The sequence below is a fragment of the Nocardia seriolae NBRC 15557 genome, from assembly GCF_007990715.1.
Classification (GTDB): Bacteria; Actinomycetota; Actinomycetes; order Mycobacteriales; family Mycobacteriaceae; genus Nocardia; species Nocardia seriolae.
On record NZ_BJWY01000076.1, the window covers coordinates 1 to 26,168 of the forward strand.

A 26,168-nucleotide genomic window follows, 5' to 3' on the forward strand; every position below is an offset into this window, starting at 1 on the left:
CGACACTAGAGGTCCACCACCGCCGGTTGTTCGTAGAGTCCCGGTAGCCGATGGGTGTGGGCGTACACGACGGCCTGGACCCGGTCGCGGACACCGAGTTTCGCGAGCACATTGGAGACGTGGGTTTTGATGGTCTGCTCGCCGACACCGAGGGCCGCGGCGATCTCGGGGTTGGTGCGCGCCTGCGCAATCAGGATCAGCACCTGATGTTCGCGTGGAGTCAGGGCCGCGAGTTCCGGTGCACCGGTGAATGGTTCGACACCGTGGGTCAGGCGCGTGAGCAAACGGCGGGTCGAGCGCGGATCGATCAGCGCGTCGCCGTGTGCCGCGGTCCGGATGGCGGCGACCAGATCCCGGGTCGGCGCGGTATTGGTCAGGAACCCGCTGGCACCGAGACGTAGTGCGCGATAGAGGTTTTCGTCGGTGTCCCGGTCGGCGAGGGTGAGAATCCGGCTGGCGCCGCCGAGTTCGGCGACCGCCTCGACGGCGGCCGGGTCGGCGAGTCCGGGCAGTTCGAGATCGAGGATGGCGATATCGGGTCGCAGCCGCCGCATTTCCCGGATGGCGGCGGCCCCGTCGCCGACCTCCGCGACGCAGTGCAGGTCCGGCTGGGTCTCGAGGACCGCCCGCAGGCCGGAGCGGAACAGGATCTGGTCATTGCCCAGCAGTACGGAGATCGTCGAATCCCGTTGCACAGCGGCGACTTCGGCCGACGCACCCGCCGGACCGGGTTCGAGACCCAGGATGGCGCCGCGACCGGCGATCGGGGCGGCGTCCGCGCTGCCGGGAGACAGCACGGTGGCGCTGATCGCCAGCACCAGCGTGGACACCAGCCGCAGCAGCAGCGGGTGGGTCGGATTGGTCGTGGCCATGTGCCCAGTCTGCTTCAGCGTAGGAATCCCGTGTAGTTCCGGCTCATCAACTGACTCTCCATCTGCTTGACGGTGTCCAGGCCCACGCTCACCACGATCAGCACCGAGGTGCCGCCGAAGGCGAGACTCTGCGCCGTACCGCCGGTGCGCAGCAGCAGATTCGGCAGCACGGCGACGACACCGAGGTAGACCGAGCCCGGCAGCGTGATCCGGCTCAGGACGTGGTTCAGGTAATCCGCGGTCGGCTTGCCCGGGCGATACCCCGGAATGAAGCCGCCGAACTTCTTCATCTCGTCCGCGCGCTCCTCCGGATCGAAGGTGATCGCGACATAGAAGTAGGTGAAGAACACGATCAACGCGAAGTAGATCGACACGTAGACCGGATTGCTCGGATTGACCAGATACTTCTGGATCAACTCCTGCCACTTGGCCGGATTGCCCGAGGACTTCTGGGTCAACTGCGCCAACAGGTTCGGCAGATACAGCAGCGACGAGGCGAAGATGACCGGGATGACACCGGCCTGATTCACCTTCAACGGCAGATACGTCGAGGACCCGCCGTACATCTTGCGGCCGACCACGCGCTTGGCGTACTGCACCGGAATCCGGCGCTGGCCCTGCTCGACGAAGATGACACCCACGATGACCAGCACGATCGCGCCACAGACCGCGCTCAGCGTCAGGATGCCGCGACTGTCCAGAATCGACCTGCCCTGGCTCGGGATTCGAGCCGCGATGCCGGCGAAGATCAGCAGCGATATGCCGTTGCCGATGCCGCGTTCGGTGATCAGTTCGCCGAACCACATGACCAGGGCCGCGCCCGCGGTCATGACCAGCACGATGATGATCATCCCGAAAATCGAGGTGTCGTCCAGGATGTCGTGCGGGCAGCCCCGCAACAGCTCTTTGCGAGAGGCCAGCGCGACCAGGGTCGTCGCTTGCAGGATCGCCAGCGCGATCGCGACATAGCGGGTGTACTGCGTGATCCTGATCTGCCCGGTCTGCCCCTCCTTGCGCAGTTCCTCGAACCGCGGAATCACGACGGTCAGCAGCTGGGTGATGATGCTCGCGGTGATGAACGGCACGATGCCGATCGCGAACACCGACAGTTGCAGCATGGCCCCGCCGGAGAACAGATCGATCAGCTGGTAGATCCCCGCCGATTCACCGCCGGAGACGAGCCGGATACAGCTGCGCACGGACTTGTAGTCGACGCCGGGCGAAGGCAGCGCCGCACCGAGGCGGTACAGCGCGATCAGCCCCAGCGTGAACAGGATCTTCCGCCGCACATCCGGTGTCCGCACGGCAGGCACGAGCGCGGCTAGCACAGGCCCTCCTCGACCGATGACGTTGCCGGACACCATGATCGGCCCTGTCCGGGGCCCTCGACGCTACGGATTTCCGTACCCGCCCACGTCGCCCGCCAGGCCGAATTCGGCCTCCCCCGATGGAGGGAACGAGACCGTTTCGACACGCGGCTCCGACACTCCGTATCGCCCGTCACGCCCGTATCCCGGCGGGCGATAGGGACGCAGTATCGCGATACGTCCGAGAGGCGGACACCAGATGAAAGTCATTGCCGGACCGCCGGCCACACGCGCGAGCCTGATGCTCTGTGCGGCACTGATCACCTGCACGATCGCCGGCTGTAGGGCGGACACGACCGGCACGGGCGCTCGGGCGAGCGACACGTCCTCCCCCGTTGCCCAGCAGACGAGTACGACGGCGGCCGCTTCGCACTGCGTCGACGAGAACATCGCCGATATGGGCCCGAACGAGATGCTCGCGCTGATGCGCGCCGGAATCCGCCAGCTCGGCGGCAGCTGGGCGCAGTCCGCCGACCTGCTCGATTCCATGACCTATCCGGATGATCAGTGGCCCTGGGGTCCCCAGCCGAAGCACGCTCTCGCCGACTACGTGCGCGGCGTGTGCGATTACCTGCCGGCGGTCTATCCCGCGGACACCGTCGAACGAATTCGAACGATCTCGGGTGTGCTCTTCATGGACCCGTTGACCACCTGCACCACCTGGCGCATCGGCGGCGCGGAGACCGCCAGGACCCGGAAGACCGATCTCGCTGCCATCACCGATCCGGCGCAACGGGCGATCGCGGAAATCACGCTGAAGTACTTCTGCCCGCAGCTCGGTTGAGCGGATCGGCTCGGAGTCAGGGCTGCACCCGCGTGCCCCGCTGCCAGACCGCCCACGTCAAAGGCACACCCGGGCGGTAGGCGAGGTGGGTGGCGGAGGGGGCGTCGAGGATGTGGAGGTCCGCGGTGGCGGCCGGGCGCAGGACGCCCACCGCGCCCGGGGCGGTGAGGTCGTGGGAAAGGGCCAGGGCCGCACCGGCGGTCGCGGCGTGGATGGCCTCGGGGATGGTGAGGCCCATTTGCAGGACCGCGGTGGTGACGCAGTAGGGCATGGACGTGGTGTAGGAGCTGCCGGGATTGGCATTGGTGGCCAGGGCTATTCGCGCGCCCGCGTCGAGGAGGCGGCGCGCGGGGGCCAGGGGCTGGCGGGTGGAGAGGTCGCAGGCGGGCAGGAGCGTGGCGACCGTGGTGGAGGCGGCGAGGGCTTCGACGTCGGCGTCTGTGAGGTAGGTGCAGTGGTCGACGCTGGCCGCACCGTGATCGATTGCCAGTCGCACGCCGGGGCCGGGGGCGAGCTGGTTGCCGTGGACTCGCAGGCCGAGCCCTCGGGATTTGCCCGCCTCGAGAACTCGCGCGGATTGAGCGGCGTCGAAAGCGCCTGTCTCACAGAAGACATCGATCCAGCGGGCGTGCTCGGAAACCGCGTCGAGCATGGGGCCGCAGACCAGGTCCAGGTAACTGTCTGCGGTGAAGTCGGGTGGAACGATGTGCGCGCCCAGGAAGGTGACCTCGTCCACCACCTCGGCCGCGAGGGCGGCGCAGCGTTTCTCGTCGGCGACGGTGAGGCCGTAGCCGGTCTTGGTCTCCAGGTAGGTGGCGCCCTGGCGCAGCGCCTCGGCGCGCAGGCGGCGGAGGTTGATAGCGAGGGCGGCGTCGTCGGCCGCGCGGGTGGCTTCGACGGTGATACGAATGCCTCCGGCGGAGTATGGGATTCCGCTCATGCGGGCGGCGAATTCCTCGGTGCGGTCACCGGCGAAGACCAGGTGGGTGTGGCTGTCGACCCCGCCGGGGAGCACGGCGCGGCCGCCGACATCCACCCGGTGGTCGGCGTCCGGGGCGGAGCGGGACGGGCCGATCCAGCTCACCCGCTCGCCCTCCAGGACGAGGGCAGCGTCGTGCACGACACCGAATTCGTCGGTATTGGTGGTGAGTTCGGAGATTCCGGTGATGACCGTGGCGGCCGGGTTCACTGCCATAGCGCTCCGATCTCGGTCTGTAGAGCGGCGGGGACATCGGTGACGGTGCGGTGCACGCGGTCGCGGACCACCCACCGCCCCGCGATCATCACGTCGGTGACATCGGATGAGGTTGCCGCGAAGAGGATTCCGGGTCCTTCGACCCCGGCGGTGCGCGGTGAGCAGGTGTCGACGCAGACCAGATCCGCGCCGCGCCCGGGCGCGATGGCACCCTGATTCGACCACCCGGACGCGGCATGAGCCGTTGCCGCGGAAAGCAATTCATGAGCGTCGAAGCGCCCGCGCTGCCCGCTGGCGAGCCGTTCGTGGAATTCCAGCGCCCGCGCCTCGAACCACGGGTCGATGATCGACTGGCCGTCGCTGCCCAGGGCCAGACGCGCCCCGGCATCGGCGAGGGCGCGGGCGAGGCCGATCCCGTCGCCGAGGTCGGCTTCGGTACTCGGACACAGGCAGGCCCAGCAGCCGGAGAGCTCGGCGATATCGCCGGGCGTGAGGTGGGTGGCGTGCACCGCCGTCGTGCGAGGGGTGAGAGCTCCTGCCGCCGAGAGCAATTGGGTGGGCGTGCAACCGTGGACGGCGAGGCACTCCTCGTTCTCGCGCGGCTGCTCGGACAGGTGCACGTGCAGCGGCCGACCGGCCGCACCGTGCACCACCGCGGGCAACTGCTCGGCCGGCACCGCCCGCACGGAGTGGATGGCCGCACCGGTGACGACCAGATCTCCTGCCGGATCGAAGGATTCGATCCGCCGCGCCCAGGCGTCGGCATCCCCGTCGTCGAAGCGCTGCTGCACCCCGGTGGTGGGTCGCCCGAAACCGCCTGCCAGATAACACACATCGAGCAGCGTCAGCCGGATCCCGGCGTCGGCCGCCGCCGCGACCAGCGCGTGGGAGAACTCGTTGGGGTCGGCGTAGCGCTGTCCGTGCCCGGGATGGTGCAGGTAGTGGAATTCCGCGACACTCGTGTACCCGGCGAGCACCATCTCCGCGTACACCGCCCGCGCGAGCCGGTAGTAGGAGTCCGGCTCCAGCCGCCGCGCCACCGCGTACATGCGCTCGCGCCAGGTCCAGAAGCTGCCGCGATCGGCATGGGTGCGCCCGCGCAGAGCGCGATGGAACGCGTGCGAGTGCGCATTGGCGAAGCCGGGCACGACCAGACCCGGAAGCGTTGTTCCGCACGGCTTCTCGCCCTCCGACACCGCCGTGACGACCCCCTCGGCGACATCGATGCGTACCCCCTCGGCCACCCCGCCGGGGAGCCAGGCCCGCGCGCACCAGTAGGTGGTCATCCGGCGAGGCTCCGCAGCACCCGGGCCAATTCCGCGGTGCCGTGGTCGATATCGGCGGGCTCGGCGAATTCCTCGGGCGCGTGGCTGATCCCGCTCGGATTGCGCACGTACAGCATGGCCGTCGGCACGAACCGGGCCAGCACCGCGGCATCGTGCCCCGCACCGGTCGGCAGCACCGGCGCGCCGCCGAGCAGCGCGGTGAGCCGATCCCGCAGGCCGGTGTCGAAATCCGCGGCGCCCTCGTAGGACTCCTCCCGGACCTGCACCGCGCATCCTTCGACTTCGGCTGCCGCCCCGGCCCGTTCGGTGATCTCGGCGACCAGCTCGTGCACGTCGCCGGGCCCGGCCAGTCGCGCGTCCACCCAGACGTCGACCCGCGAGGCGATCCCATTGGTCCCGCCCGGCGTGGGCACCAGCCGCCCCACGGTGGCGCGCGCGTCCGGCACCGCACGCGCCACCTGCCGCACCGCTGTCACCAGGGCAGCCGCGGGCAGCATCGGATCCCGGCGATCACCCATGAGGGTCGTCCCGGCGTGATTGCCCTGACCCGTGAATGTGAACCGCCATCGACCGTGCGGAATGATTCCGCTGCCGACGGCCAGCGGCGCGTCCAGGCGCACAAGTCCCTGACCCTGTTCTACATGCAACTCGATGAAGGCGCCTATCCGGCCCATCATTTCGGCATCACGTCCGAAGTTCTCCGGCGCATATCCGGCGGCGCGGGCACTGTCGGCGAAGGTGTCGCCATTGCCGTCCCGCAGCGCCAGCGCCCGCTCCGGCGCGAGGGTTCCGGTCAGCAGCCGAGAGCCGAGGCACGGCACCCCGAAGCGCCCGCCCTCCTCCTCGGCGAACACCACGATCGCCAGGGGCCGCCGCGGCGAGAACCCCTGTGCCCGCAGCAGATCGAAGGCCGCCAGGGCGCTCACCACCCCCAGCGGCCCGTCGTAGGCACCACCGCCGGGCACCGAATCCAGGTGGCTCCCCGTCACCACCGCGTTCGCCCCGGGCCGCCCGAGCCAGGCCCACACATTGGCGTTCCGATCCACGTGCACGTCCAGGCCCCGGGCTCGGGCGGCCGCCGAAAACCATTCCCGCAGTTCGCTGTCGGCATCGGTGAACACATGCCGCGAATACCCGCCCCGGCCCCGGTCCGCGCCGACGTCCTCGATCTCCTTCAGCAGGCCATTGGCAGACACCGGCTTCACCCTTCCCACATCGGAATCCGAACCCCTTGCGCGCGGGCGACCGCCTCGGCCTCCGGGTAACCCGCGTCCACGTGGCGCAGCACGCCCATGCCCGGATCATTGGTGAGCACCCGGTCGATCTTCTGGGCGGCCAGGGCACTGCCGTCGGCGACGGTGACCTGGCCCGCGTGAATGGACCGTCCCATGCCCACGCCGCCGCCGTGGTGGATGGACACCCAGCTGGCTCCGGAGGCGGTATTGACCAGGGCGTTGAGCAGCGGCCAGTCGGCGATGGCGTCGGAGCCGTCGGCCATGGACTCGGTTTCGCGGTAGGGCGACGCCACCGATCCGCAGTCCAGGTGGTCGCGGCCGATCACGATGGGCGCGGAAACCTCACCGCGCGCGACCATCTCGTTGAAACGCGCCCCGGCCGCCTGCCGTTCCCCGTAGCCCAGCCAGCAGATGCGCGCGGGCAGCCCCTGGAAGGCGACGCGCTCGCCCGCCAGCCGGATCCAGCGGGCGAGGGATTCGTGTTCGGGGAACAGGTCGAGGATGGCGCGGTCGGTGGCGGCGATATCGGCCGGATCACCGGAGAGCGCGACCCAGCGGAAGGGGCCCTTGCCCTCGCAGAACAGCGGGCGGATGTAGGCGGGAACGAAGCCGGGAAAGTCGAAGGCGCGGTCGTACCCGGCGAGCTTGGCCTCGCCACGCAGGGAGTTCCCGTAGTCGAACACCTCGGCGCCGCGATCCATGAAACCGACCATGGCTCCGACGTGCAGCGCCATGGAATCCCGTGCACGGCGGGTGAATTCGTCGGGCTTCCGGCTCGCGTAGTCGTCCCAGTCCTCGAGCGCGATCCCGATCGGCAGGTAGGTGAGCGGGTCGTGCGCCGAGGTCTGATCGGTGACGATGTCGACCTCGACCTCGCGTCGCAGCAGCTCCGGCAGCACCTCGGCGGCATTGCCGATCAACCCCACCGACAGCGGCCGCCGCTCGGCCTTGGCGGCCAGCACACGCCGCAGCGCATCGTCGATATCGTCGGCGATCTCGTCCAGATACCGGGTCTCGACCCGGCGTTGCGCGTGCCGCGGATTGCATTCGACGCACAGCGCCACCCCGCCGTTCATGGTCACCGCCAGCGGCTGCGCACCGCCCATGCCGCCGAGACCCGCTGTGAGCGTGAGCGTTCCGGTCAGGGTTCCGCCGAATCGCTTGGCCGCCACCGCCGCGAAGGTCTCGTAGGTCCCCTGCAGAATCCCCTGCGTACCGATGTAGATCCACGACCCGGCGGTCATCTGCCCGTACATGGTGAGCCCGGCCGCCTCCAGCCGCCGGAACTCCGGCCAATTCGCCCAGTCCGGAACGAGATTCGAATTGGCGAGCAGCACCCGCGGCGCCCACTCGTGGGTGCGCAGCACGCCGACCGGGCGCCCGGACTGCACCAGCAGGGTCTCGTCCTCGCGCAGGTCGAGCAGGGTGCGGGCAATCGCGTCGAAGCTGGGCCAGTCGCGGGCCGCCTTGCCGGTGCCGCCGTAGACGACCAGGTCCTCCGGCCGCTCGGCGACCTCGGGGTCCAGATTGTTGTGCAGCATGCGCCAGGCCGCCTCGGTCTGCCAGCTGCGTGCGGTGAGTCCGGTGCCGCGGGCGGCGCGAACGGTTCTGGTCATGATGAAACCCCCAATGCGAGAAGGTGATCCGCCGCTCCCGACCGCACCAGATCGGTGACGGCGGCGATATCCGGTGCCAGATGCCGATCCGGTCCCGGCCCGGGCACCCGCGCCCGCACCAGATCCCGCAGCGCACCCGTCACCGGAGCGGGCCGCAGCGGCTCCCGGAAATCCAATGCTCGTGCCGCGGTGAGCAATTCGATGGCCAGCACGGTCGTCAGCCCGGCCACCGCGCGGCGCAGCTTGCGGGCGGCCGCCCAGCCCATGGACACGTGGTCCTCCTGCATGGCACTGGAGGGAATCGAATCCACCGAGGCCGGTACCGCCAGTCGCTTCAGCTCCGACACCACCCCGGCCTGGGTGTACTGGGCGATCATGTACCCGGAGTCGACGCCCGGATCGGCGGCCAGGAACGCGGGCAGCCCGTGCGAGCGGTGCACATCCAGCATGCGATCGGTGCGCCGCTCGGCGATGCTCGCCACATCCGCGACCGCGATGGCGAGGAAGTCCAGCACGTAGCCGACCGGCGCGCCGTGGAAGTTGCCGTTGGACTCCACCCGGCCGTCCGCGAGCACCACGGGATTGTCGATGGCCGAAGCCAATTCGCGCTCGGCGACGGTCTCGGCATGCGCCAGGGTGTCCCGGGCCGCACCGTGCACCTGCGGCGCGCAGCGCAGCGAATACGCGTCCTGTACCCGCGGGCAGTCCGCGCCGCGATGGCTGGCCACGATCTCCGACCCGGCCAGCGCCGCCCGCATGCGCGCCGCCGCCAGCGCCTGCCCGGGATGCGGCCGCAGGGTTTGCAGGTCCGCCGCGAACACCCGGTCGGTGCCCAATTGCGCCTCCACGCTCATGGCGGCGGTGAGATCGGCCAGATCGAACAGGCGGCGCAGATCCTCGATGGCCAGCACAAGCATGCCCAGCATGCCGTCGGTGCCGTTGGTGAGGGCCAGACCCTCCTTCTCCGCCAGCACGATCGGGGTCAGTCCGTGCTCGGCCAGCGCCGGGGCGATGGGCCGCGGCCCGTCGGGACCGAGCACCGAGCCCTCGCCCATGAGCGCCAGCGCCACCGCGGCCAGCGGCGCGAGGTCGCCCGAGCAGCCCAGTGAACCGTATTCCGGCACCACCGGAATCAGGCCGCTGTCCAGCAGCCCGGCCAGGGCCCGCGCGGTCTCGGGTCGCACGCCGGTGTGCCCGGACAGCAGGGTACGCAGGCGCAGCAGCATCATGGCCCGGACCACCTCGGGCTCGACCGGCTCGCCCGCACCGGCGGCGTGCGAGCGAATCAGGGAGCGCTGCAGGTCGGTTCGCCGATCCGGCGGAATGTGGCGCAGGGCGAGCGCGCCGAAGCCGGTGGACACCCCGTATACCGGTCGGTCGCTGTGGGCGAGCTGGTCGATGTGCCGCCGTACCCTGGCCAGCTCGGCCAGCGCGTCCGGGGCCGGTTCGATCCGGGCCCCGTGGCGGGCCACGGCCACCACCGCCGCCGGGCTCAAGGGGCCCGCTCCCACCGGCACCCGGTCGGTTCCGATTCGCGTCATGGGCACCATTCCAGCGCCTCCGAGCCTTCGGATCGAGCACCCACGACCGGGTTTCGTCTGGTATTTCAGACAGTATGGGCGGTGACATTCCCGCGCTGCGGCGCGGACTCCGGGTGCTGGACCTGTTGGCCCAGCGTCCGCACCCGGTGCCCGCCGCGCTCATCGCCCGCGAGCTCGGACTGCCCAGATCCTCGACCTACCAGCTGCTCAACGAGCTGCGGAAGGCCGGATACGTGACGTATCTGGACGCCGAGCGCAAGTACGGGCTGGGCCTGGCCGCCTTCGAACTCGGCTCGGCGTATCTGCGGCACGATCCGCTCGAAAGGGTGGCCGCGCCGCTGTTGCGCGGTTTGGTCGACACCGTCGGCGGGACCGGGCACCTGGGCATCCTGCACGGCCGCGAATCTCTGTACCTCATAGAGCAGCGGCCCGCGCGGCCGCAGACCCTGGTCACCGATGTGGGCGTGCGACTGCCCGCACAGCTCACCGCCACCGGCCGCGCCATGCTCGCCCGGCTCGACCCGGCACACGTGCGCGCCCTGTTCCCGGGTCCGGCCGCCTTCCCCATGCGCACCGCACGCGGGCCGCGCGATCTGCGCGGGCTGCGGCGGCTGTTGAAGACCGAGCGGGAGCGCGGCTGGGCCGTCGAAGACGGCTATGTCACAGCCGGTTTCGCCACGGTGGCGGCCGCGGTCTTCGACCACGGCGGCCGCCCGATCGCCGCGATCGGCCTGACCCTGCGCCACCACTGCCCCGACGGATCCGGCGAGAGTTCGCAGGCCCCCGACGAATCCGCCGAATGCGGACAAATCTGGCCCGAAATCGCCGCCCCGGTCCGCGCCACCGCGGCCGCCCTCACCGCCACCATCGGCGGCCGCCCACCCACCCCGACCGGTCGGCCGCATCGAATCACCTGAGTCGATCGAGGGTCGAATCCGGTAGCGCGGCAACCTCCGAAAGGGCGAATGCGCAGCTCACGGAGCATGGTGTGGGGTATCGTCATTCGCCAGAGAATGGCCGGACCGGAAGCCGACTTCAGCCGAGGGGTTTCATAACGTGCGCACTATGTTCCGGACGCTGGCCGTCGGCGCGGCCACGATCCTGCTGTGCTTCACTCCGGGCCTCGCCCACGCGGATCTGCCGGTGTCCGATCGCTGCCAGGATGTGAGTTTTCCGGTGGCACAGGGCACCATCGCGGGGACTCTGTGCCTGCCGGACGGGCCGACCGATGCGGTCATGGTGCTGATGTCGGGGTCCAACTACAACCATGTCTATTGGGATTTTCCGTATCAGCAGGACACGTACAACTTTCGGCGGGCCATGAACAAGGCCGGGTACGCGACGCTGGTGGCGGACCGGCTCGGCAACGGCGCAAGTAGCCGACCGCCCAGTCTGACGCTGACGGCCACCGGCACCGCGGACGCGCTGCACGTCATCGTGCAAGCCCTGCGCGGCGGGCTGGCGGGGCACGCGCCGTTCACCGAGGTCGTCACCGAGGGACATTCGCTGACCTCCAGCACCTCGATGTTGGAGGCCATCAACCATCACGATGTCGACGGCGTCATCTTGACCGGGTACTCGCACACGCTGAGCATCCCCGACATGCTCGGTGTCATCGCGACCTATCATTCGGCCGTCGATGAGCCCGAATTCGCCGGGCTCGGTATCGATTCCGGATATCTGGTGGCCCGGCCCGGGACCCGCGCCGCCAATTTCTACGGCGTGGACCCCGATCCCCAGGTGGTCGCCCTCGACGAGGCGACCAAGGAGACCTTCTCGCTCAGCGAGTACCCCGACGGCCTGCTGACCACGCTGCCCGGCCAGTCCAGCCTGCTGGATATGCCGGTCCTGCTCGTCGACGGCGGCCGTGACCGGCTGTCGTGCGGATCCGGGTTCAGGATCTGCGCCGACAGTGCCACGCTGCAGGCTTCGGAGAGCCGGTATTTTTCGCCCGCCGCCCGGCTGCGGGCCTATGTGCTGCCCGGCAGCGGGCATGCCATCAACCTCGCCCCGAATACACGGGACCATCAGGCCGTCGTCATCGATTGGATGAGGTCGGTCGTGGGCTGAGATCGGCTGCGGTCGAGGTAGTTTCCGATAACCTGCGCCGACTCGCCGATGGCACCCACGTAGCCGTCCGGCCGGACCAGGACATAGGTTCCCGGAGCCACGTCGTAGCCCTCGCATACCGACATCGGGAGCACGGGAATATCCAGCTGCGGAATGGGAGCATCGAAGGCCAGCAGGATGTGGTGCGGTCCCCGGAAGGTATCGAAAAGCCTTGTACCCGATGGGGAGTGGCCATCCGGTGCACGGTCGCCCGCTCGCAGGCCGCCCGGCCGGGCGCGGTCGTCGACGGTCAGCGGCCCGCCGCGATAGGTGATGTCGAGCTGATGGATGGCGGGTGCGCTGCCGCCGTGGAAGTCCCGGCGGTGCAGCAGCGTGCTCAGACCGAGAACGTCCGCCGCGACCGGCATGCGTTCGGCGGCATAGGTTTCCAGCAGATCCGGGTCCGCGCCCGCGGTGACGGCGGCGAGTTTCCAGCCCAGGTTGTAGGCGTCCTGCACGCCGGTGTTGAGGCCCTGGCCGCCCGCCGAGGAATGCACGTGCGCGGCATCGCCCGCCAGCAGGACCCGGCCCACCCGGTAGCGGTCGACCATGCGCGCGCTGACCCGGTACAGCGAGATCCAGCGCAGGTCGTGCAGGTGAATGCCGGTGCGGCCGGACCGTTCCCGGCACAGTCGGCGCACCGCGTCGAGGGTCGGGTCCGGCACCTGGTCGGCGGGCATCGACGCGACGAACTGGTAGTGGGGGCTGCCGGGCAAGTTCCACAGCGAGAAGCGTTCGCCCACATTGCCGTTGCCGGTGAGGATGTGGCAGAACCGGCCGTCGAGGCCGTCGGCGCGGACGTCGCCGATCAGGGTGCGCTCGGTTTCGAAGGTGTCGCCCTCGAAGCCGACACCGAGGGCCTTGCGGACGGTGCTGTGACCGCCGTCCGCGGCGACGAGGTAGTCGGCCCGCAGGTCGCCGTCCGCGGTGTGCGCGGTGACTCCGGTGGAATCCTGTGTGACGCCGATGATTTCGGTGTTCCACTCGACCCGTCCACCGAGCTCGATCAGGCGGGCGCGCAGGATCTCCTCGGTCCGCCATTGCGGAATCAGCCAGGTGTCGGGATAGGGCACCACCGGAGAGGCGGAAGGCCAAGGGGCTCCGAGCATTTCGGCGACGCTGCGCTCCCACACCACCTCGGATCCTCGGTAGAGGCGGAATTTCGGGAACGGTTCGCCACCGGCCAGCACGGCGTCGATCACGCCCAGGTCGTCGAAGACCTCGAGGGTGCGCGGTTGCAATCCCTTGGCGCGGGAGCCCGGGAAGACCCCGGCGGCCTTGTCGACGATGCGGCACGGCACATTCCGGCGGGCCAGGTCACAGGCCAGGGTCAGGCCGGTCGGTCCGGCACCGACGATCAATACGGTCACGGTGTGGTTCCTCTGCGATCGAGCAGGACGAGCAGGACATGGTCGACGAGGCGGGTGATGAAGGCGTCGTCGAAGGGTGCGCCGAGCTGTGCTCGGCGCATGATCATGGCCTCGGCCACGTCGTGGATGAGTTCGGTGTCGGTGTCGGCGGGCAGGTCACCGCGGGCGATGGCGCGGTCCAGCGCGTCGTGGAACGGCGACAGTTCCTCGTTGTCCAGGTGTTCGCGCAGGGCGGCAGCCAATTGCGGGTCGTGTCGCATGGCCACCATCAGGCCGCCGACCATGGCAGTGAAGCGCTCGGAAGACTTGGCGCGCAGCGACTCCAGCACGGCCACCAGGTCACCGCGCAGGGTTCCGGTGTCGGGCATGGCCGCCAGGTGCTGGGCGTCGTAGGCATCCAGGGCCGTCCGGAGCAGTTCGGCCTTATTGCGCCAGCGGCGATAGATGGTGGCCTTGCTGGCACCGGCGCGCGCGGCCACGGCATCCGTGGTCAGGGCCGGATAGCCGCTCTCGGCGACCAGATCCAGGGTGGCCGCCAGAATCGCGTCGACTCGCTCTTGTCCTCGAACCATGAGCGAAGGGTACGAATCCGTTTCGTACACTTCAAACACCCCGGCTCGGAGCGGGGACGCCGGTGACGAAGGCGGCGATCTCACCCAGCGCGCTGGGCTTCGGGGATCGGGAACAGGGGCCAGACGTGCGGCATGCCGGGTATTCGTGCCAGTTCAGGGGGCAGCCATCGGCGGCGGCCTTGGTCCGGAGGCGGTGTGCGTCGGCATTGAGGATCTCGCGAGTTCCGGTGAACAGGGCGATAGGCGGTAGGCCGTCCAGGGTCCCGAACAGCGGGCTGACCAAGGGGTCGCGCAGGTCGATTCCGCCCGCGAACATGCGGGTCAGGGTCCGCAGTCCGCGGGCGGGGACGATCGGGTCGAGGCGGTCGAGCGCGTCGATGGCCGGATCGGTGACGGTCGCGTCGAGGGCCGGTGAGAGCAGAACCAGGCGAGATGGTTTCGGGAGGCCGTGATCTCGGGCCCGCATGGCCAGGGACAGCGCCAGATTGCCGCCGGAGGAATCGCCCATGAGGGTCAGGTCCGGGGCGGATGCGCGGTCGGCGTAGAGGGACAGCAACCAGGCGTGGGTGTCGCGGGCGGTGCGCTCGGGGGAAAGGGGGTACATCGGGACCGTGATCGAACAGTCGAGCAGGTCAACCAGTTTCGCGATCAGTTCCCAGTGCGGGTCGGCGATCGGGCGGGCCCAGCCGCCGCCGTGCAAGTAGAGCAGCTGACGGGTGGGCTGCCCGGCGCGCGGGGCGAGGGTGTGGACCTTGCGGCCGTCGTACACCTCCTCCCCCACGCACAGTCGCTCCCGGAGCTGCGGCGGTAGCGGGGCCGGGCCCTTTCGCCGGTCCGCGGCGATCGTTCGCCGGATTCGCTCGGGGCCGTCGAGGGCGCGGCGCACGCGCAGCAGCCGCATGGCGTGGATCAGCAGACACGCTCTGATACTTGGCATTTCGGAACACCTCCGGCTCAAAGTGTACGAAACAGTTTCGTACACTTCAACCCTCGGGGATGCCCGCGGGTAGCGGCCGGATACGGACCGCCCCGGTTATTCGGCAATGAGTTTCACGGAGGATGTGGCTAGCATCGGCGTTCGTGCGTTCAGTTTCTGGGGGAGATTTCCGAATTCGACTGATCGCCCTCATCGCGGGGGTGCTCGGTGTTGTCTTGGCGGTCCTCACACCGCTACTGCCGGTCCGGCAGGACCGGGCGAGCATCGATTGGCCGCAACCGCAGTCGGTTCAACTGACCGCACCGCTGGTGGATTACGTCCCGCTGACCCTCCACATCAGCGTCCCGTGCGCGGTCCTGCGGGACATGTCGGCCGGAACCGTCCTCTCCACCGTCCCAGCGCAGGCCCCCGGAGCCGACGCCAAAGGTCTGATCGCACGAATCGAAGACAAGCCGGGCACCGGCCGCACCCTGTCGGTCACATTGCGCAGCATCCCGCTGCTCACCGCCTCGGTCTTCGAAATGACCGGTGTAGGAACAGCTTCCGACCCGGCAATCACCTCACCGCAGGGCGTGACGCCAACACCCACCGCCACGCCGACGCCCACCGCAACCCCCGCCGCGAACCAGCCCGCCGGCGCGACACCACCGAATAGCGCGACCCCTCCAGCAGGCGCGACTCCCCCCGCAGGCGCGACGCCGCCACCAGGCGCAACTCCTCCTCCCGGTGCGACTCCCCCTCCGGGGGCGACTCTTCCCCCAGGCGCGACTCCTCCCCCAGGCGCGACTCCTCCCCCAGGCGCGACTCCTCCCCCAGGCGCGACGCCGCCCCTCGGCGGCACTCTTCCGGCCGACGCTCCAGTGCCGCCCGCCAGCAGCGCAGATCTCGGGGGCGGCACGGCGATCGGGCCCGGTTCGGGGTCCGGGGTGACGCCGAATGTCGTGCAGCAGGCGGGTTGCGGTGCGCTGGTTATCCATTCGACCGCCGCCACCACCTCCGCCGAGCTGACGGGGCTGAAGCGGCCGGACGGTACGCCCCTGCGGATCACGCTCGACGAGGATGTGCGGCCGCAGATCGTCGGCGTGTATACCGATCTCGATCGGACGCGGCTCAGTGATGCCCGGCTGCACGCCGACATCGATGCGCGGTTCTCGTCGAGTCCGAGCCCATTGAAGCTCGCCGCCATGGCGAGTGCGGCGCTGTGCACGCTCATCGCGCTGATCTGCCTGTATTTCATCGATGCCGCCGACGGCCGCCGCAGGCGTCGTTTCCTGCCCCCGCGGTGGTGGCGGATCACCAGCACCGACGCGGTCGTGCTGGTCGTGCTCGGCGTCTGGCACGTGATCGGGGCCAACACCTCCGATGACGGCTACATCCTCACCATGGCCCGAGTGTCCGAATACGCTGGCTACACGGCCAATTACTACCGCTGGTACGGCGTCGCGGAAGCGCCCTTCGGCTGGCCCTACGAACTACTGGCCCAGATGACGCGCGTCTCCGACGCCAGCGTGTGGATGCGCACCCCCGCACTGCTGGCCGGACTCCTGTGCTGGTGGGTGATCAGCCGGGAAGTGCTCCCCCGCTTGGGTTCCCGTGTCCGCACCGGATCCGGAGCGCGCTGGACCGCCGCCCTGGTCTTTCTCGCCCTGTGGCTCCCCTACAACAACGGCCTGCGCCCCGAACCCTTCATCGCCCTGGGCGCCCTCCTGACCTGGTGCTCCATCGAACGCGCCATCGCCACCCGCCGCCTCCTCCCCGCCGCCGTAGCTGTCCTCATCGCAGCCTTCTCCCTGGCCGCAGGCCCCTCCGGACTGATCTGCCTGGCAGCACTTTTCGCCGGTTCCCGCCGAGTCCTGGCGATCCTGGTCAGCCAGGTCCGAGCCGAGTCGGCCCGCCCACTCGCCTACCTGGCACGGATCGCGCCGGTGCTGACGGCGGGCACGCTCGTGCTGACGGTCGTCTTCGCGGACCAGACCATTGCCTCGGTGCTGGAGGCCACCCGGGTGCGGAAGCTGGTCGGTCCCAATCTCTCCTGGCCGGATGAGCCGACCCGCTGGATCTCGCTGCTGTCGCTGACTCCCGACGGCTCGTTGTCGCGGCGGTTCGGTGTGCTCGCCATGCTGCTGTGCCTGGGCGTGTGTTTCGCGGTGGTGTTGCGCAAGGGTGGCCGCATCCCGGACACCTCGCGCGGCCCGGTCGCCCGGGTTCTCGGCATTGCCGCGATGTCGTTGCTGCTGATGGCGTTCACCCCCACCAAGTGGACCCACCATTTCGGCGTCTATGCCGGGCTGGCGGCCGCACTGGCGGCGGTGACCGCGGTCGCGGTGGGCGGCAACGGCATTCGCGTCCACTACCTGCGCTCCCTGTTCGCCGCCGCCGTCCTGTTCCTGGTGGCCTTCTGCTTCACCGGCTCCAACGGCTGGTGGTACGTCTCCGGCTACGGCGTCCGCTGGCCCGACCGCGCCCCGCTCCTCGGCGGAACCAGCATCGCCGCGCTGATCTTCGCCCTGGGCGTGCTGTGCCTGCTCGTCGCCGCCCGGCAGTACTACCGCGAGCCGTACCGCGAAACCAGCTCCGCGGCCAAGCCTTTCGACCGCATCGCCATCCGCCCACTGACCCTGGCCGCCGCCGTCCTGGTGCTCTTCGAAGTGGGCACCATGACCGCCGCAGCCTGGTCGCAATACCCGGCCTATTCGGTGGCCCTCTCGAATCTCCTTGCCCTGCAAGGCCACCCCTGCGCCCTGGCCGACGACGTCCTGGTGGAAACCACGCCCGAGGACTCCCTCCTACAGCCCTACACCGGCACCCCCGCCGACGGCCTGTCCGCCGACAACACCGGCTTCACCCCCAATGGCGTCGGCGACCTGGCCCCCGAAGGCGCGGTCCCCGGCGGCGGCAGTGGCGGCGGAACCCAAAAACCCACGCCCCCACCGGGCGGCGGCCCCACCGACAAACCCAAGGCCGACCCGGGAATCAACGGCAGCACCATCGCCCTCCCCTACGGCCTGGACCCCAAACGCACCCCCATCCTGGGCAACTACACCACCACCCAACCCCAGCCCGCCCACCTCACCACCCAGTGGTATCGAATGGATCTGGCTGCCGCACAACAGGATCCCACCTACCACATCGTGATCCTGACGGTGGCCGGACGCATCGCGGGCCAAGATCAGGGCCACGAAATCGAAGGCGCCGACCTCCGCGTCGAATTCGCCCACCGCGCCGACGACGGCACCACCAGCCCCCTCGGCACCCTGACCCCACCGGCCGTCGGCGGCGCCCCCGGCTGGCGCAACCTCCCCATCCCCCTCGACCGAATCCCCAACCGAACCAACGCAATCCGCCTGGTAGCCACCTCCGACGACCCCACCGGCAAGCAATGGATCGCCGTAACTCCACCCCGCCTCCCCCACCTCGCCACCCTCGATTCGGTAGTGGGCCACACCGATCCGGTCCTGACCGACTTCCACGTGGGCCTCGCCTTCCCCTGCCAACACCCCCTGGACCACCGCGACGGCATAGCCCAGCAACCGATTTGGCGCATCCTCCCCGACAAACTGAACTCCCAGGTCTCCGAAACCTGGCAGGGCTCCTCAGGCGGCGGCCCAATCGGCTGGACCACCCTCCTCCTCAAATCCCAAACCCTCCCCACCTACCTCAACCACGACTGGACCCGAGACTGGGGCGAACTCCAACGCCTCACCCCCTACATCGACGCCCCCACACCCCAACTCGCCGTCCGAGTCGAAACCCGCTGGGGCTGGACCGAAGACACCCCCATCAACGCCACCCCCGACCCGAGCGGAACCCACTGACCCACCCCACAGTCGACAAAAGGATCCGCCGCCGTCCCGGAATGCCGGGCGGCGGCGGATCTCTTGGTTGGGCAGTGGTCAGTTCTGGGGACCCGGGCCGGGGGCCGGGGCGCCTGCGGGCTGTTCGCCGTTCGGGGGCTGGGCGCCGCCGGGGCCGTCGGCGGGTGGGGCGGGTTGGGCGCCCGGGGGCAGGGGCTTGCCGATGTGCTGGGCGATGTCGGGGAGCATGCGGTTGGCTGCCTGTTCCCAGTTGCCCCAGTTGTGGACGCCGATGGTGGGGAGGTCGTAGGTGACGTTGTCGTAGTTCAGGCCCTGGAGTTTGGACTGGAAGGCCTTGGTGTTGGCGAGGGCTATGCCCTCGAGGGGCATGCCCTGGATGACGGCGTCGGTGGAGGAGAGGTCCTGTTGGGCGGGGACGGCGCTGCCCGCCGAGATGTAGAGGCGGGTGTTGTTCGCGACCAGGTTGCCCACGAAGCCGTAGGGGTCCATGCGCTGCCATTTGGGGCTGCCGGCGGCGGCCATGGAGTCGATGTTGTAGCCGCCGGCGGCCAGCAGGGCGAGGCGGAGAGCGTCGCGCATGCCGGGGGCGGACATGTAGAGGTAGCCGGAGAGCGAACCGGCGTAGTTGAACTGGTCGGGGTGGTAGGCGGCGAAGAGCAGGGCCGCGCTGCCGCCGCTGGACAGGCCGAAGATGCCGTTGCGGGAGTCGCTGAAGCCCAGGCGATCTCGCAGCGCGTCGCGCAGGTTCTGGGTGAGGAAGGTTTCCCACTGGTAGGTGTAGGACTTGCCGGAGGTCTCGTCCCAGCCCGCGATCGCCGAGCCGGAATCGCGGCTCGGGAACAGATTGGCGTCCGGATTGCTGCCGCCGAAGCTGCTGGGGCCATCCCAGTCCTGGTAGAAGCTGGACTCGCCGCCGACCGGCATCACCACATTGATATTGAACTTGGCCAGCGCCGCCGGAATGGCGGTGTGGATCTCCCAGCCGTTGTAATCGTTCTGCGCGCGTTCACCGTCGAGCAGATACACCACCCGATCGGTATTCCCGTCCGCCGCGCGCACGATGCGCGTCTTCACCGACCCCATGCTCGAATCGACATAGAAATCGAAGGCATTCGGATTCGTATCCGCCGCAGCCGGACCGGCTACCACCCCGAACGGCAGCATCGCGGCCACCGCGGCTCCCACCAGGCCCCGCTTGGCCCATCCTCCCCGCATATCCTGTTTTGCCCTTCCGTTGCCCGGCCGCACCCGGCCGCTCCCCTCGAATCCTCCCCCGCTCCCCTGTTCCCGGCGCGGCGGTTCGCCGTGCAGCATATCGGCTGCCGTTCGACCGGTCTCCCCGAATGCCTCGCCGGGCCTCCGTTGGCACCCATGGTGATTCACCCTGGAGTCTGGTTGGCAACGAATTGCTCACGTACACAACGAATCCGGGAAGACTCACGGATCCGCGCTGGATCCCCTGGCACGCGGGGCGGCTACTGCACGTGGCCGACCTACTCGGGCGCATCGAGATCGACCGTGAACGAAGCGCTCCGCCCACGGGCATCCAGGCGGCCGTCACCCCAGCTGGCGCTGCCATATGCATCGACATCGATGGCGTAGGCCCCAGCGGGCACCGACTCGGGCAGTTGGATCGAGGTCCGGTCCTGCCAATCGACGAGCCCGAGATAGGTGCGGCACGGCCGGGACCCGAGCGCCACCAGGAAGATTCGTGCTGACTCGAACTTCCGCGCCGCATCGCCCGAGTTCGGGACCGCCTCCACCGACCAGCCGACTCCCAGTGAACGATGTGCCGAGTCCCTGAAATCCACGGTGACGCGCAGCGACGACCGCTCCGTCACCCCTGCCCGGTCCCTCACGGCTGCCTCCTCGAACACCGGCGACGCACGGGCCGCGCGTCCCGGCTGCCGCACCTGACATCCAGGCTGGCACGGCCGCCGCGACGTGGCAATGCGTAGTGCCGGTCGGTCAGCCGTTGTGGACCACTTCTTCGAGATAGGCGATGACCTGTGCGGGATCGTCGGCGAAATGGACCAGGTCGGCCAGCGGCAGCGGCAGGAATCCTTCCGACTCCATGCGCTCGAACTGGGCGAGCAGGCCGTCGTAGAACCCGGCGGTGTTCAGCAGGACGACCGGTTTGCGGTGCATGCCATGCTTTTTCATCTCCAGGATCTCGGTGGCCTCATCGATGGTCCCGGTGCCGCCGACCATGATCACGACCGCGTCGGCGAGGCCGAGCAGCTTGGCCTTCCGCTCGGCCAGGTCGGCGGCGATGATCATCTCGTCCGCGTTCACTCGCGCCTTGCCGCGCAGGAACTCCACCGAGACGCCCACCAGCCGCCCGCCACTGTCCTGGACACCATCCGCGACGACCTTCATCAGCCCCACATCGGATCCGCCCCACACCAGCGCGTGCCCGCCCTTCCCGAGCAACTCCGCGAACTCACGGGCGGGCCGGGTGTAGCGCTCGTCGAGGTCGGCGGCCGACAGAAACACGCAGATGTCCATGCGGCCCACTGTATTGACGCGGGACGGATGCGCCTCAGGAGGTGGTGTCGAGGGTGACCCGCACGGTGACGCGGCCGTTGTCGCGCTTGGTCACCGCGTGGCCGGTCCGGTCGACTCCGTTCAGATGCAGGGAGATCGGGCCGCCCTCACCCTGGAAGTTGCGCCACCAGCTCTTCTTGTCGGGCATGCCGACGCCGATGACGATCTCGTCACCGCGGCGCACGTAGTTGACCGGCGTGCTGAAGGTCTTGCCCGACCGGCGGCCGGTATAGGTGATGACCACGAACCCGCGTCCCATCAACGGGCCGATCACCGGAAGCTTGGTCAGTGCGACGATTCCGGCGTTGGCGGCGTTCGCAAACTGTGCCACAACATCTTTCAGAGCCATGTGTGCCCTCCTCAGGGGGCACGGTAACACTCGATAGCCGAGCTATCGACCTGGCCCCCGAGGCGGCGAACCGCCCCGGGGGCCCGGGCTTACGGGATGATCAGCCTCGCGACGAAGTCGTTCACGAAACTGATGAGGTCACCGATGAAATGCGGGATCATGCGCCTTCCTCCTTCGTGACAATGAACAACCAGGACTCGGAACATCCATGACTCACTGGTCGGTTCGTTGTGGACCCGACAGGTGTGCTGATCCTCTATTCGTTGCCGAAGACTGGACGGATGTCCCGGCGATGCCGTCCCCTCCACGGCATCGCCGGAGCAAATCTGTGCGGGGTCGCCGTGAGCGCACGCGAAATAGGCCCTTGTGGGGCTCGCGTGCACCGAATTACGAAGGAATACCTACACATTCGCGATCCGCAGCGGACACTCCCTTGCCTCGCTGCGGCCGCCACTGAGTAAAGCGGAAGTGGGTCGCAATCGACAAGCCGCACGACAGACCCTAAATAGGGTCTGTCCGCAGGGACGGACCGCGATAAGGGCGGACCGCGGCGACGCATAGATGCAGGAATTCCCGCCCGGCGGGGAAGGACTGCAACTGCATGCTCACACTGACCGGGCCCGCCTCGGTGTGGACATGCTGCGGCTCTTCGACACCGCGATCAAAGCCGACGCTGCGGGTCAGCCACAGCCGGGCGAAGTCGGGATCGTCCTGCAGTGCGCGCAGCACCTGGATGCCGGGCTCCGGATTCCCGAAGTGCGTCATGATGCCGCGCATCCTCGCGACATCGTTCGGAATCTCATCCGCCCAGGACGCCATGACCTTGCGCCCCATCGGGCCGAACAGCCAGAGCATGACATTGCCTGCCGCGACCCGTCCGGGGAACAACTTCTCGTAGGCGTCATTGGCGGCGATGACATCCCAGCTCCAATTGCAGTAGGCGGCCGGACTCGGCATGAGGTCGTCGAGCATGGCCTGCTCGGCGGCGGTGACCTCGGTGCGCACCACCTCGGGCGACCAGGGTCGCGGAATATGGACCCGGGTCAGATCGTCGAGGTGCTTGAATTCGGCCGGGCTGGTGAGTCCGAGTGCGCGGCCCAGCGCCTGCTGGGTCGGCTGGCTCAATCCGGTCTGCTCGCCGCGCTCGAGTTTCTGAATGGTGCGCGCCGAGAGGAAGGCGCGGTGGCCCAATGCCTCCCGAGTGAGCCCGAGCCGCTTGCGATGGAAGTGGACGTAATCCGCGAGCGAGGGTAAGGGAAGTTTCAGCTCGTCCGAAGACACGCGCACCTCTCCAACCCTCGAAATCTACGTACAGCTACCGTCCAGCATCCTAATACGCGGTGCGGTGTGATCCGGTCGGCGGTTCGAGTCCCGGATCACCGACACGGCGTACAGCACGGCGAAGGCGAACACCACGACGTGCGCGTTCTCCAGAATCGGCTCGGTATGCCAGGGCTTGGGCAGCACGAAGACGCCGACCGACGCGAAGTCCGGCGCCCACCGATGGGTCCACGCCCCGATCGAGACGAACAGCGCCGCGGCCGCGAGCCACCACCCGGGCCGGCCCCCCGGTCAGGGATCGACCGTGGTGAACACCGGCGCCCCGGTCGGCACCGCACTCACTGCAAGCACGAAAAGCGTTGCACCGTAACGCGAACCGTCAATCGAATACCAGTCCGGGAGACGGCGCGACATGGTCACGCCCCGCCGCGCGAGGTGCCGGTCACGATGCTCGCCTGGGCGATGATGGCCGACCCCATCCAGCGGCGCAGGTAGCGCCGCAGCTCGTCCTCGCCGCGCGGCGGATTGCCCGGCGAGATGAACAGCGACTGCATGGTGCGCAGTAGGAATTCGACCAGCTCGCGCAGGGATTCGTCATCGTAGCCGTAGCCGCGCCAATCCACGTCGAAGCGCTCGATCATGGTGATGCCGAAGGCCTGCGCCTCCGCGGAGGTGATCCCGGTCGGGTCGGCCTTGGGATAGGTGGCCGCGAGCAACAGGCCCAGGTGCGGGGTGCGTGGCACCTCGGCGAGGGTGAACACGACGCCCTCGGTCATGGCCTCGACCGGATCGGTGAGCCCGCGCACCTGCGCGGCCAGCCGGTCCAGGAAGCCGTCCACCGAGGCGATGGCCGAGGCCCGCATGAGCGCGTCGGCACTGGGGAAATACCGGTAGACGGTCTGCCGGATGACCCCGAGCGACTCCGCCACATCGGCAATGCTGATCTCCGCGCCGGTGCGCCCGATCAATTCGACTGCGGCGGCGACGATTCGACGGGTCGCTTCCTCATCGTTCTCCGGCGGACTGCCGCCCCACCCGCGCCTTCGTGCCACGGCCCGACCGTAACACGCACGACCGGTTCGCCCGGAATGGCAGACCCGCTGAGCAGGCGTTTCAAATCATACACTTGAACGCATCTTTGTATGTTTGTATGTTCACCGGACCACTCGCGTCCGGAAGACGAGGTATCGCCTAAATGACGGAATTGATCGTGCGGAAGCTGACTTTCGCGTTCGAGGAACACGAGGTGCCGTTCCTCTGGAATCCCGAGAACCCGGGCTTCTCGAGCATGGCCAATGCGGTCTCGTTCCTGGCCATCGGCTTCGAGAAGATGATCGTGAAGATGATCATGCAGGCCAAACCGCTGATCACCGACCCGGACGTCGCCTCGGAGGCCGACGCCTTCATGCGGCAGGAGGGCCAGCACTCCACCGCCCACCGCCAGCACGTGCGCGGGCTGATCCGCAGCTACCCGGGACTGCAGGAGACCCTCGACGAGGTGATCGGCGAATTCGACAAGCTCACCGCCGAGACCCCGCTGAAGTACCGGCTCGCCTACACCGCCGACCTGGAGGCCACCTTCACCTCGGTGTTCAAGCTCATGCTCGACAATGAGGCGGCGCTCTTCCGGCCCGGTGACGACCGGGTCGCCTCCCTGTTCATCTGGCATTTCGTCGAGGAGGTGGAGCACCGCAGTTCGGCGCTCATCGTCTTCGATTCGATCGTCGGCAGCGATCTCTACCGCATGCGGGTGGCCCCGTCGATCTTCCGGCACGTGCTGCGGATGATCCGGATCGCCAACGAGGGGTTCAATAAGCATGTGCCCCTGGAGGATCGGCAGATCGACGCGATGGCGATGTCGGCGACCTACCGCTACCGCAAGCTCCTGGGCGAGCGGCTGCCGCGCTTCGCACTGCCCGACAACGGGCCGATGCCGCGCGCATTCGACGACCTGCCGCTGAGCGAGCAGCTCACCGCGCTGCGCGGGGTCATCCGCAGCCAGTTGCCGAAACACAATCCGGCACAGGAGAACACACCGGCGCTGGCCGACGTGTGGTTCCAGCGCTACCGCGACGGCTACGACGTCACCCGCTGGTACACCGCCGAGTCGACCGGAGCGGAGGCGAACTGATGGCCTCGACGATCCGCGCTGCGGCCGAGCACTGCGCACCCACCTTCGATCAGCTCGCCCGATCGCTCAGCTTCTCATGTGAGAGCAAGGGCGGGATCATCGAGGTGAGAAACCCGCTCGCACTGGAGAACTGGACGCTTCCGGTGCTCGAGACCACGGTCATCGTGGGTTCGATCCTGGCGCTGGTACTGGCCGTCGTCCGGCTGCGCCGTGGCGATCCCACCAAACTGGCGCTCTGGTTCGGCGCGACCGCCTACCTGTTCATCATCGAGCCGCCGTTGTATTTCCCTGCCGCGTTCGGCATTTCGGGGCAGGTGGACACCATGTTCGCCCACAACGTCTTCACGGTGGACTTCCTCTGGGGCCGGCTGCCGCTCTACATCGTGGCGATCTACCCGTTCATGGCCACCATCGCCTACGAAATCGTGCGCATGCTGGGGGTTTTCGGCCGCTACGGGGCGCTGGCCGGCGCCACCTGCGTCGGCTTCGTCCACCACGCCTTCTACGAGATCTTCGACCAGCTCGGCCCGCAGCTGCGCTGGTGGGAGTGGTCCACGTCGAATCCCCTGAACCAGCCCATGTTCGACTCCGTTCCGCTGCCGAGCGTGGTGGTCTTCGCCGCCCTGTGGCCGATGTCGCTGGCCTACTGCGTCTATCGCTTCGTCGGTCGCCGCGCCGACCGTGGCGAGCGCATCCCCGGCCTCGAATTGACCTGGCGCACCGTCGTGATCGGCCTGCTGGCCTCGCTGGGCACCTTCATCCTGCCCCTGCCCGCCACCGTTCTCGGCATGGGCAGCACGACGGTTCGCGGCACCATCTACGCGCTCGAACTGGTCGCGGTGACGGTGGTCGCCGTCCCCCTGCTGTACCGGCAATGGTCACGGCTGCGCCGAGCCGCCGAACCCGGCTACACGAACGATTTCGTCCGCGGCTACAGCGCCCTCTACCTGCTCGTCATGGCAATCCTGTGGGCCGCCGCCCTGCCCGATTTCCTCGCCGCCACCCACGGCCTGACCCGCAACGGCGACCCCGTCGGCAACCTCTGGTATACGATCGCCTGCTTCGTCATCGCGACGCTCTGCGTCGCCGCGGTCCTCGGCCCGAGGACGGTGACATCGGTGAGCGGGCCTACGCCACACGCTGTTCGGAGCTGAGGGTCGT

Annotated in this window: 23 protein-coding genes and 1 pseudogene; 7 read left to right on the forward strand and 17 right to left on the reverse strand. The window is 68.7% G+C overall.

Translation table 11 applies throughout. From position 1 onward, the window contains the following. Positions 1 to 5: 5 nt before the first annotated feature. Positions 6 to 872, reverse strand: a complete 867-nt coding sequence (locus tag NS2_RS22110) for a LuxR C-terminal-related transcriptional regulator (RefSeq protein ID WP_082062677.1) — start codon at positions 870 to 872, stop codon at positions 6 to 8. Between the two features lie 14 nt (positions 873 to 886). Beyond that, a complete protein-coding gene (gene secY / locus NS2_RS22115) occupies positions 887 to 2,200 on the reverse strand; it encodes a preprotein translocase subunit SecY (protein WP_036551811.1) in 1,314 nt (437 codons plus the stop codon). Positions 2,201 to 2,438: 238 nt separating this feature from the next. On the opposite strand from secY, the gene NS2_RS22120 reads away from it, so the two are divergent. Continuing rightward, a complete protein-coding gene (locus NS2_RS22120; protein ID WP_143837522.1) occupies positions 2,439 to 3,023 on the forward strand; it encodes a hypothetical protein in 585 nt (194 codons plus the stop codon). A 16-nt stretch (positions 3,024 to 3,039) separates the two neighbouring features. On the opposite strand, the gene hutI is transcribed toward NS2_RS22120, so the two are convergent. From hutI to hutH, 5 genes are read right to left on the reverse strand one after another with little or no spacing between them, the layout of a single operon-like run. Then, complete coding sequence (hutI, locus tag NS2_RS22125; RefSeq protein ID WP_036551816.1) at positions 3,040 to 4,218, reverse strand: imidazolonepropionase; 1,179 nt, start codon at positions 4,216 to 4,218, stop codon at positions 3,040 to 3,042. Continuing rightward, positions 4,209 to 5,504: a formimidoylglutamate deiminase gene (locus NS2_RS22130; RefSeq protein ID WP_036551818.1), complete on the reverse strand. Its 1,296-nt coding sequence runs from the start codon at positions 5,502 to 5,504 to the stop codon at positions 4,209 to 4,211. The genes hutI and NS2_RS22130 overlap by 10 nt, the downstream gene beginning before the upstream one ends. Then, entirely contained in the window at positions 5,501 to 6,700 is a 1,200-nt protein-coding gene (locus NS2_RS22135) for an allantoate amidohydrolase (RefSeq protein WP_071812396.1), read from the reverse strand. The genes NS2_RS22130 and NS2_RS22135 overlap by 4 nt, the downstream gene beginning before the upstream one ends. A 5-nt stretch (positions 6,701 to 6,705) precedes the next feature. Then, a complete protein-coding gene (gene hutU, locus NS2_RS22140) occupies positions 6,706 to 8,355 on the reverse strand; it encodes a urocanate hydratase (RefSeq protein ID WP_036551819.1) in 1,650 nt (549 codons plus the stop codon). Continuing rightward, positions 8,352 to 9,896 (reverse strand): histidine ammonia-lyase, encoded by a 1,545-nt coding sequence (gene hutH, locus NS2_RS22145; protein ID WP_071344784.1) that lies wholly within the window; start codon positions 9,894 to 9,896, stop codon positions 8,352 to 8,354. The genes hutU and hutH overlap by 4 nt, the downstream gene beginning before the upstream one ends. 74 nt (positions 9,897 to 9,970) lie before the next feature. On the opposite strand from hutH, the gene NS2_RS22150 reads away from it, so the two are divergent. Next, positions 9,971 to 10,813, forward strand: a complete 843-nt coding sequence (locus tag NS2_RS22150; protein ID WP_036547948.1) for an IclR family transcriptional regulator — start codon at positions 9,971 to 9,973, stop codon at positions 10,811 to 10,813. Positions 10,814 to 10,961: 148 nt separating this feature from the next. Beyond that, a complete protein-coding gene (locus NS2_RS22155; RefSeq protein WP_071812043.1) occupies positions 10,962 to 11,966 on the forward strand; it encodes an alpha/beta fold hydrolase in 1,005 nt (334 codons plus the stop codon). On the opposite strand, the gene NS2_RS22160 is transcribed toward NS2_RS22155, so the two are convergent. The 3 genes from NS2_RS22160 to NS2_RS22170 are packed head-to-tail and all read right to left on the reverse strand — an operon-like array spanning position 11,924 to position 14,884. After that, a complete protein-coding gene (locus NS2_RS22160) occupies positions 11,924 to 13,375 on the reverse strand; it encodes an FAD-dependent monooxygenase (protein WP_045438483.1) in 1,452 nt (483 codons plus the stop codon). The genes NS2_RS22155 and NS2_RS22160 overlap by 43 nt on opposite strands. After that, a complete protein-coding gene (locus NS2_RS22165; protein WP_036547954.1) occupies positions 13,372 to 13,947 on the reverse strand; it encodes a TetR/AcrR family transcriptional regulator in 576 nt (191 codons plus the stop codon). Before NS2_RS22165 ends, NS2_RS22160 begins: the two co-directional genes overlap by 4 nt. 31 nt (positions 13,948 to 13,978) lie before the next feature. After that, on the reverse strand, positions 13,979 to 14,884 hold the full coding sequence (locus NS2_RS22170) for an alpha/beta hydrolase fold domain-containing protein (protein ID WP_082062678.1): 906 nt from the start codon (positions 14,882 to 14,884) through the stop codon (positions 13,979 to 13,981). 122 nt (positions 14,885 to 15,006) lie between these two features. On the opposite strand from NS2_RS22170, the pseudogene NS2_RS37725 reads away from it, so the two are divergent. Both NS2_RS37725 and NS2_RS22180 read left to right on the forward strand, forming a co-directional pair. Continuing rightward, a pseudogene (locus NS2_RS37725) lies at positions 15,007 to 15,435 on the forward strand (hypothetical protein); the annotation flags it as partial. A gap of 375 nt (positions 15,436 to 15,810) precedes the next feature. Further along, entirely contained in the window at positions 15,811 to 18,699 is a 2,889-nt protein-coding gene (locus tag NS2_RS22180; RefSeq protein WP_261772302.1) for an arabinosyltransferase domain-containing protein, read from the forward strand. A 78-nt stretch (positions 18,700 to 18,777) separates the two neighbouring features. Here the strand turns inward: NS2_RS22180 and NS2_RS22185 are convergent, their stop codons facing one another. The 7 genes from NS2_RS22185 to NS2_RS22210 form a co-directional block, all read right to left on the reverse strand. Further along, positions 18,778 to 19,863: an alpha/beta hydrolase gene (locus NS2_RS22185; RefSeq protein WP_228102896.1), complete on the reverse strand. Its 1,086-nt coding sequence runs from the start codon at positions 19,861 to 19,863 to the stop codon at positions 18,778 to 18,780. Positions 19,864 to 20,192: 329 nt separating this feature from the next. Beyond that, positions 20,193 to 20,558, reverse strand: a complete 366-nt coding sequence (locus tag NS2_RS22190) for a hypothetical protein (RefSeq protein WP_143161410.1) — start codon at positions 20,556 to 20,558, stop codon at positions 20,193 to 20,195. 109 nt (positions 20,559 to 20,667) lie between these two features. After that, a complete protein-coding gene (locus NS2_RS22195) occupies positions 20,668 to 21,207 on the reverse strand; it encodes an LOG family protein (protein ID WP_036547958.1) in 540 nt (179 codons plus the stop codon). Positions 21,208 to 21,241: 34 nt separating this feature from the next. After that, complete coding sequence (locus tag NS2_RS22200; protein ID WP_052486717.1) at positions 21,242 to 21,595, reverse strand: nitroreductase/quinone reductase family protein; 354 nt, start codon at positions 21,593 to 21,595, stop codon at positions 21,242 to 21,244. Positions 21,596 to 22,096: 501 nt separating this feature from the next. Continuing rightward, positions 22,097 to 22,882, reverse strand: a complete 786-nt coding sequence (locus NS2_RS22205) for a helix-turn-helix domain-containing protein (RefSeq protein WP_036547962.1) — start codon at positions 22,880 to 22,882, stop codon at positions 22,097 to 22,099. Between the two features lie 18 nt (positions 22,883 to 22,900). After that, on the reverse strand, positions 22,901 to 23,062 hold the full coding sequence (locus tag NS2_RS36220) for a hypothetical protein (RefSeq protein WP_181321312.1): 162 nt from the start codon (positions 23,060 to 23,062) through the stop codon (positions 22,901 to 22,903). A gap of 230 nt (positions 23,063 to 23,292) precedes the next feature. Next, on the reverse strand, positions 23,293 to 23,928 hold the full coding sequence (locus tag NS2_RS22210; protein ID WP_036547965.1) for a TetR/AcrR family transcriptional regulator: 636 nt from the start codon (positions 23,926 to 23,928) through the stop codon (positions 23,293 to 23,295). 143 nt (positions 23,929 to 24,071) lie between these two features. On the opposite strand from NS2_RS22210, the gene NS2_RS22215 reads away from it, so the two are divergent. Both NS2_RS22215 and NS2_RS22220 read left to right on the forward strand, forming a co-directional pair. Further along, a complete protein-coding gene (locus tag NS2_RS22215; protein WP_036547968.1) occupies positions 24,072 to 25,007 on the forward strand; it encodes a metal-dependent hydrolase in 936 nt (311 codons plus the stop codon). After that, positions 25,007 to 26,161 (forward strand): hypothetical protein, encoded by a 1,155-nt coding sequence (locus tag NS2_RS22220; protein WP_147207271.1) that lies wholly within the window; start codon positions 25,007 to 25,009, stop codon positions 26,159 to 26,161. The genes NS2_RS22215 and NS2_RS22220 overlap by 1 nt, the downstream gene beginning before the upstream one ends. Positions 26,162 to 26,168: the final 7 nt, after the last annotated feature.

What these genes read in the sequence shown, in the direction of transcription:
- NS2_RS22110 (WP_082062677.1), bottom strand. Translation starts at nt 872, where the DNA reads ATGGCCACGACCAATCCGACCCACCCGCTGCTGCTGCGGCTGGTGTCC.
- NS2_RS22120 (WP_143837522.1), top strand. Translation starts at nt 2,439, where the DNA reads ATGAAAGTCATTGCCGGACCGCCGGCCACACGCGCGAGCCTGATGCTC.
- hutI (WP_036551816.1), bottom strand. Translation starts at nt 4,218, where the DNA reads ATGGCAGTGAACCCGGCCGCCACGGTCATCACCGGAATCTCCGAACTC.
- NS2_RS22130 (WP_036551818.1), bottom strand. Translation starts at nt 5,504, where the DNA reads ATGACCACCTACTGGTGCGCGCGGGCCTGGCTCCCCGGCGGGGTGGCC.
- hutU (WP_036551819.1), bottom strand. Translation starts at nt 8,355, where the DNA reads ATGACCAGAACCGTTCGCGCCGCCCGCGGCACCGGACTCACCGCACGC.
- hutH (WP_071344784.1), bottom strand. Translation starts at nt 9,896, where the DNA reads ATGACGCGAATCGGAACCGACCGGGTGCCGGTGGGAGCGGGCCCCTTG.
- NS2_RS22150 (WP_036547948.1), top strand. Translation starts at nt 9,971, where the DNA reads ATGGGCGGTGACATTCCCGCGCTGCGGCGCGGACTCCGGGTGCTGGAC.
- NS2_RS22155 (WP_071812043.1), top strand. Translation starts at nt 10,962, where the DNA reads ATGTTCCGGACGCTGGCCGTCGGCGCGGCCACGATCCTGCTGTGCTTC.
- NS2_RS22165 (WP_036547954.1), bottom strand. Translation starts at nt 13,947, where the DNA reads ATGGTTCGAGGACAAGAGCGAGTCGACGCGATTCTGGCGGCCACCCTG.
- NS2_RS22170 (WP_082062678.1), bottom strand. Translation starts at nt 14,884, where the DNA reads ATGCCAAGTATCAGAGCGTGTCTGCTGATCCACGCCATGCGGCTGCTG.
- NS2_RS22185 (WP_228102896.1), bottom strand. Translation starts at nt 19,863, where the DNA reads ATGCTGCCGTTCGGGGTGGTAGCCGGTCCGGCTGCGGCGGATACGAAT.
- NS2_RS22195 (WP_036547958.1), bottom strand. Translation starts at nt 21,207, where the DNA reads ATGGACATCTGCGTGTTTCTGTCGGCCGCCGACCTCGACGAGCGCTAC.
- NS2_RS22200 (WP_052486717.1), bottom strand. Translation starts at nt 21,595, where the DNA reads ATGGCTCTGAAAGATGTTGTGGCACAGTTTGCGAACGCCGCCAACGCC.
- NS2_RS22215 (WP_036547968.1), top strand. Translation starts at nt 24,072, where the DNA reads ATGACGGAATTGATCGTGCGGAAGCTGACTTTCGCGTTCGAGGAACAC.
- NS2_RS22220 (WP_147207271.1), top strand. Translation starts at nt 25,007, where the DNA reads ATGGCCTCGACGATCCGCGCTGCGGCCGAGCACTGCGCACCCACCTTC.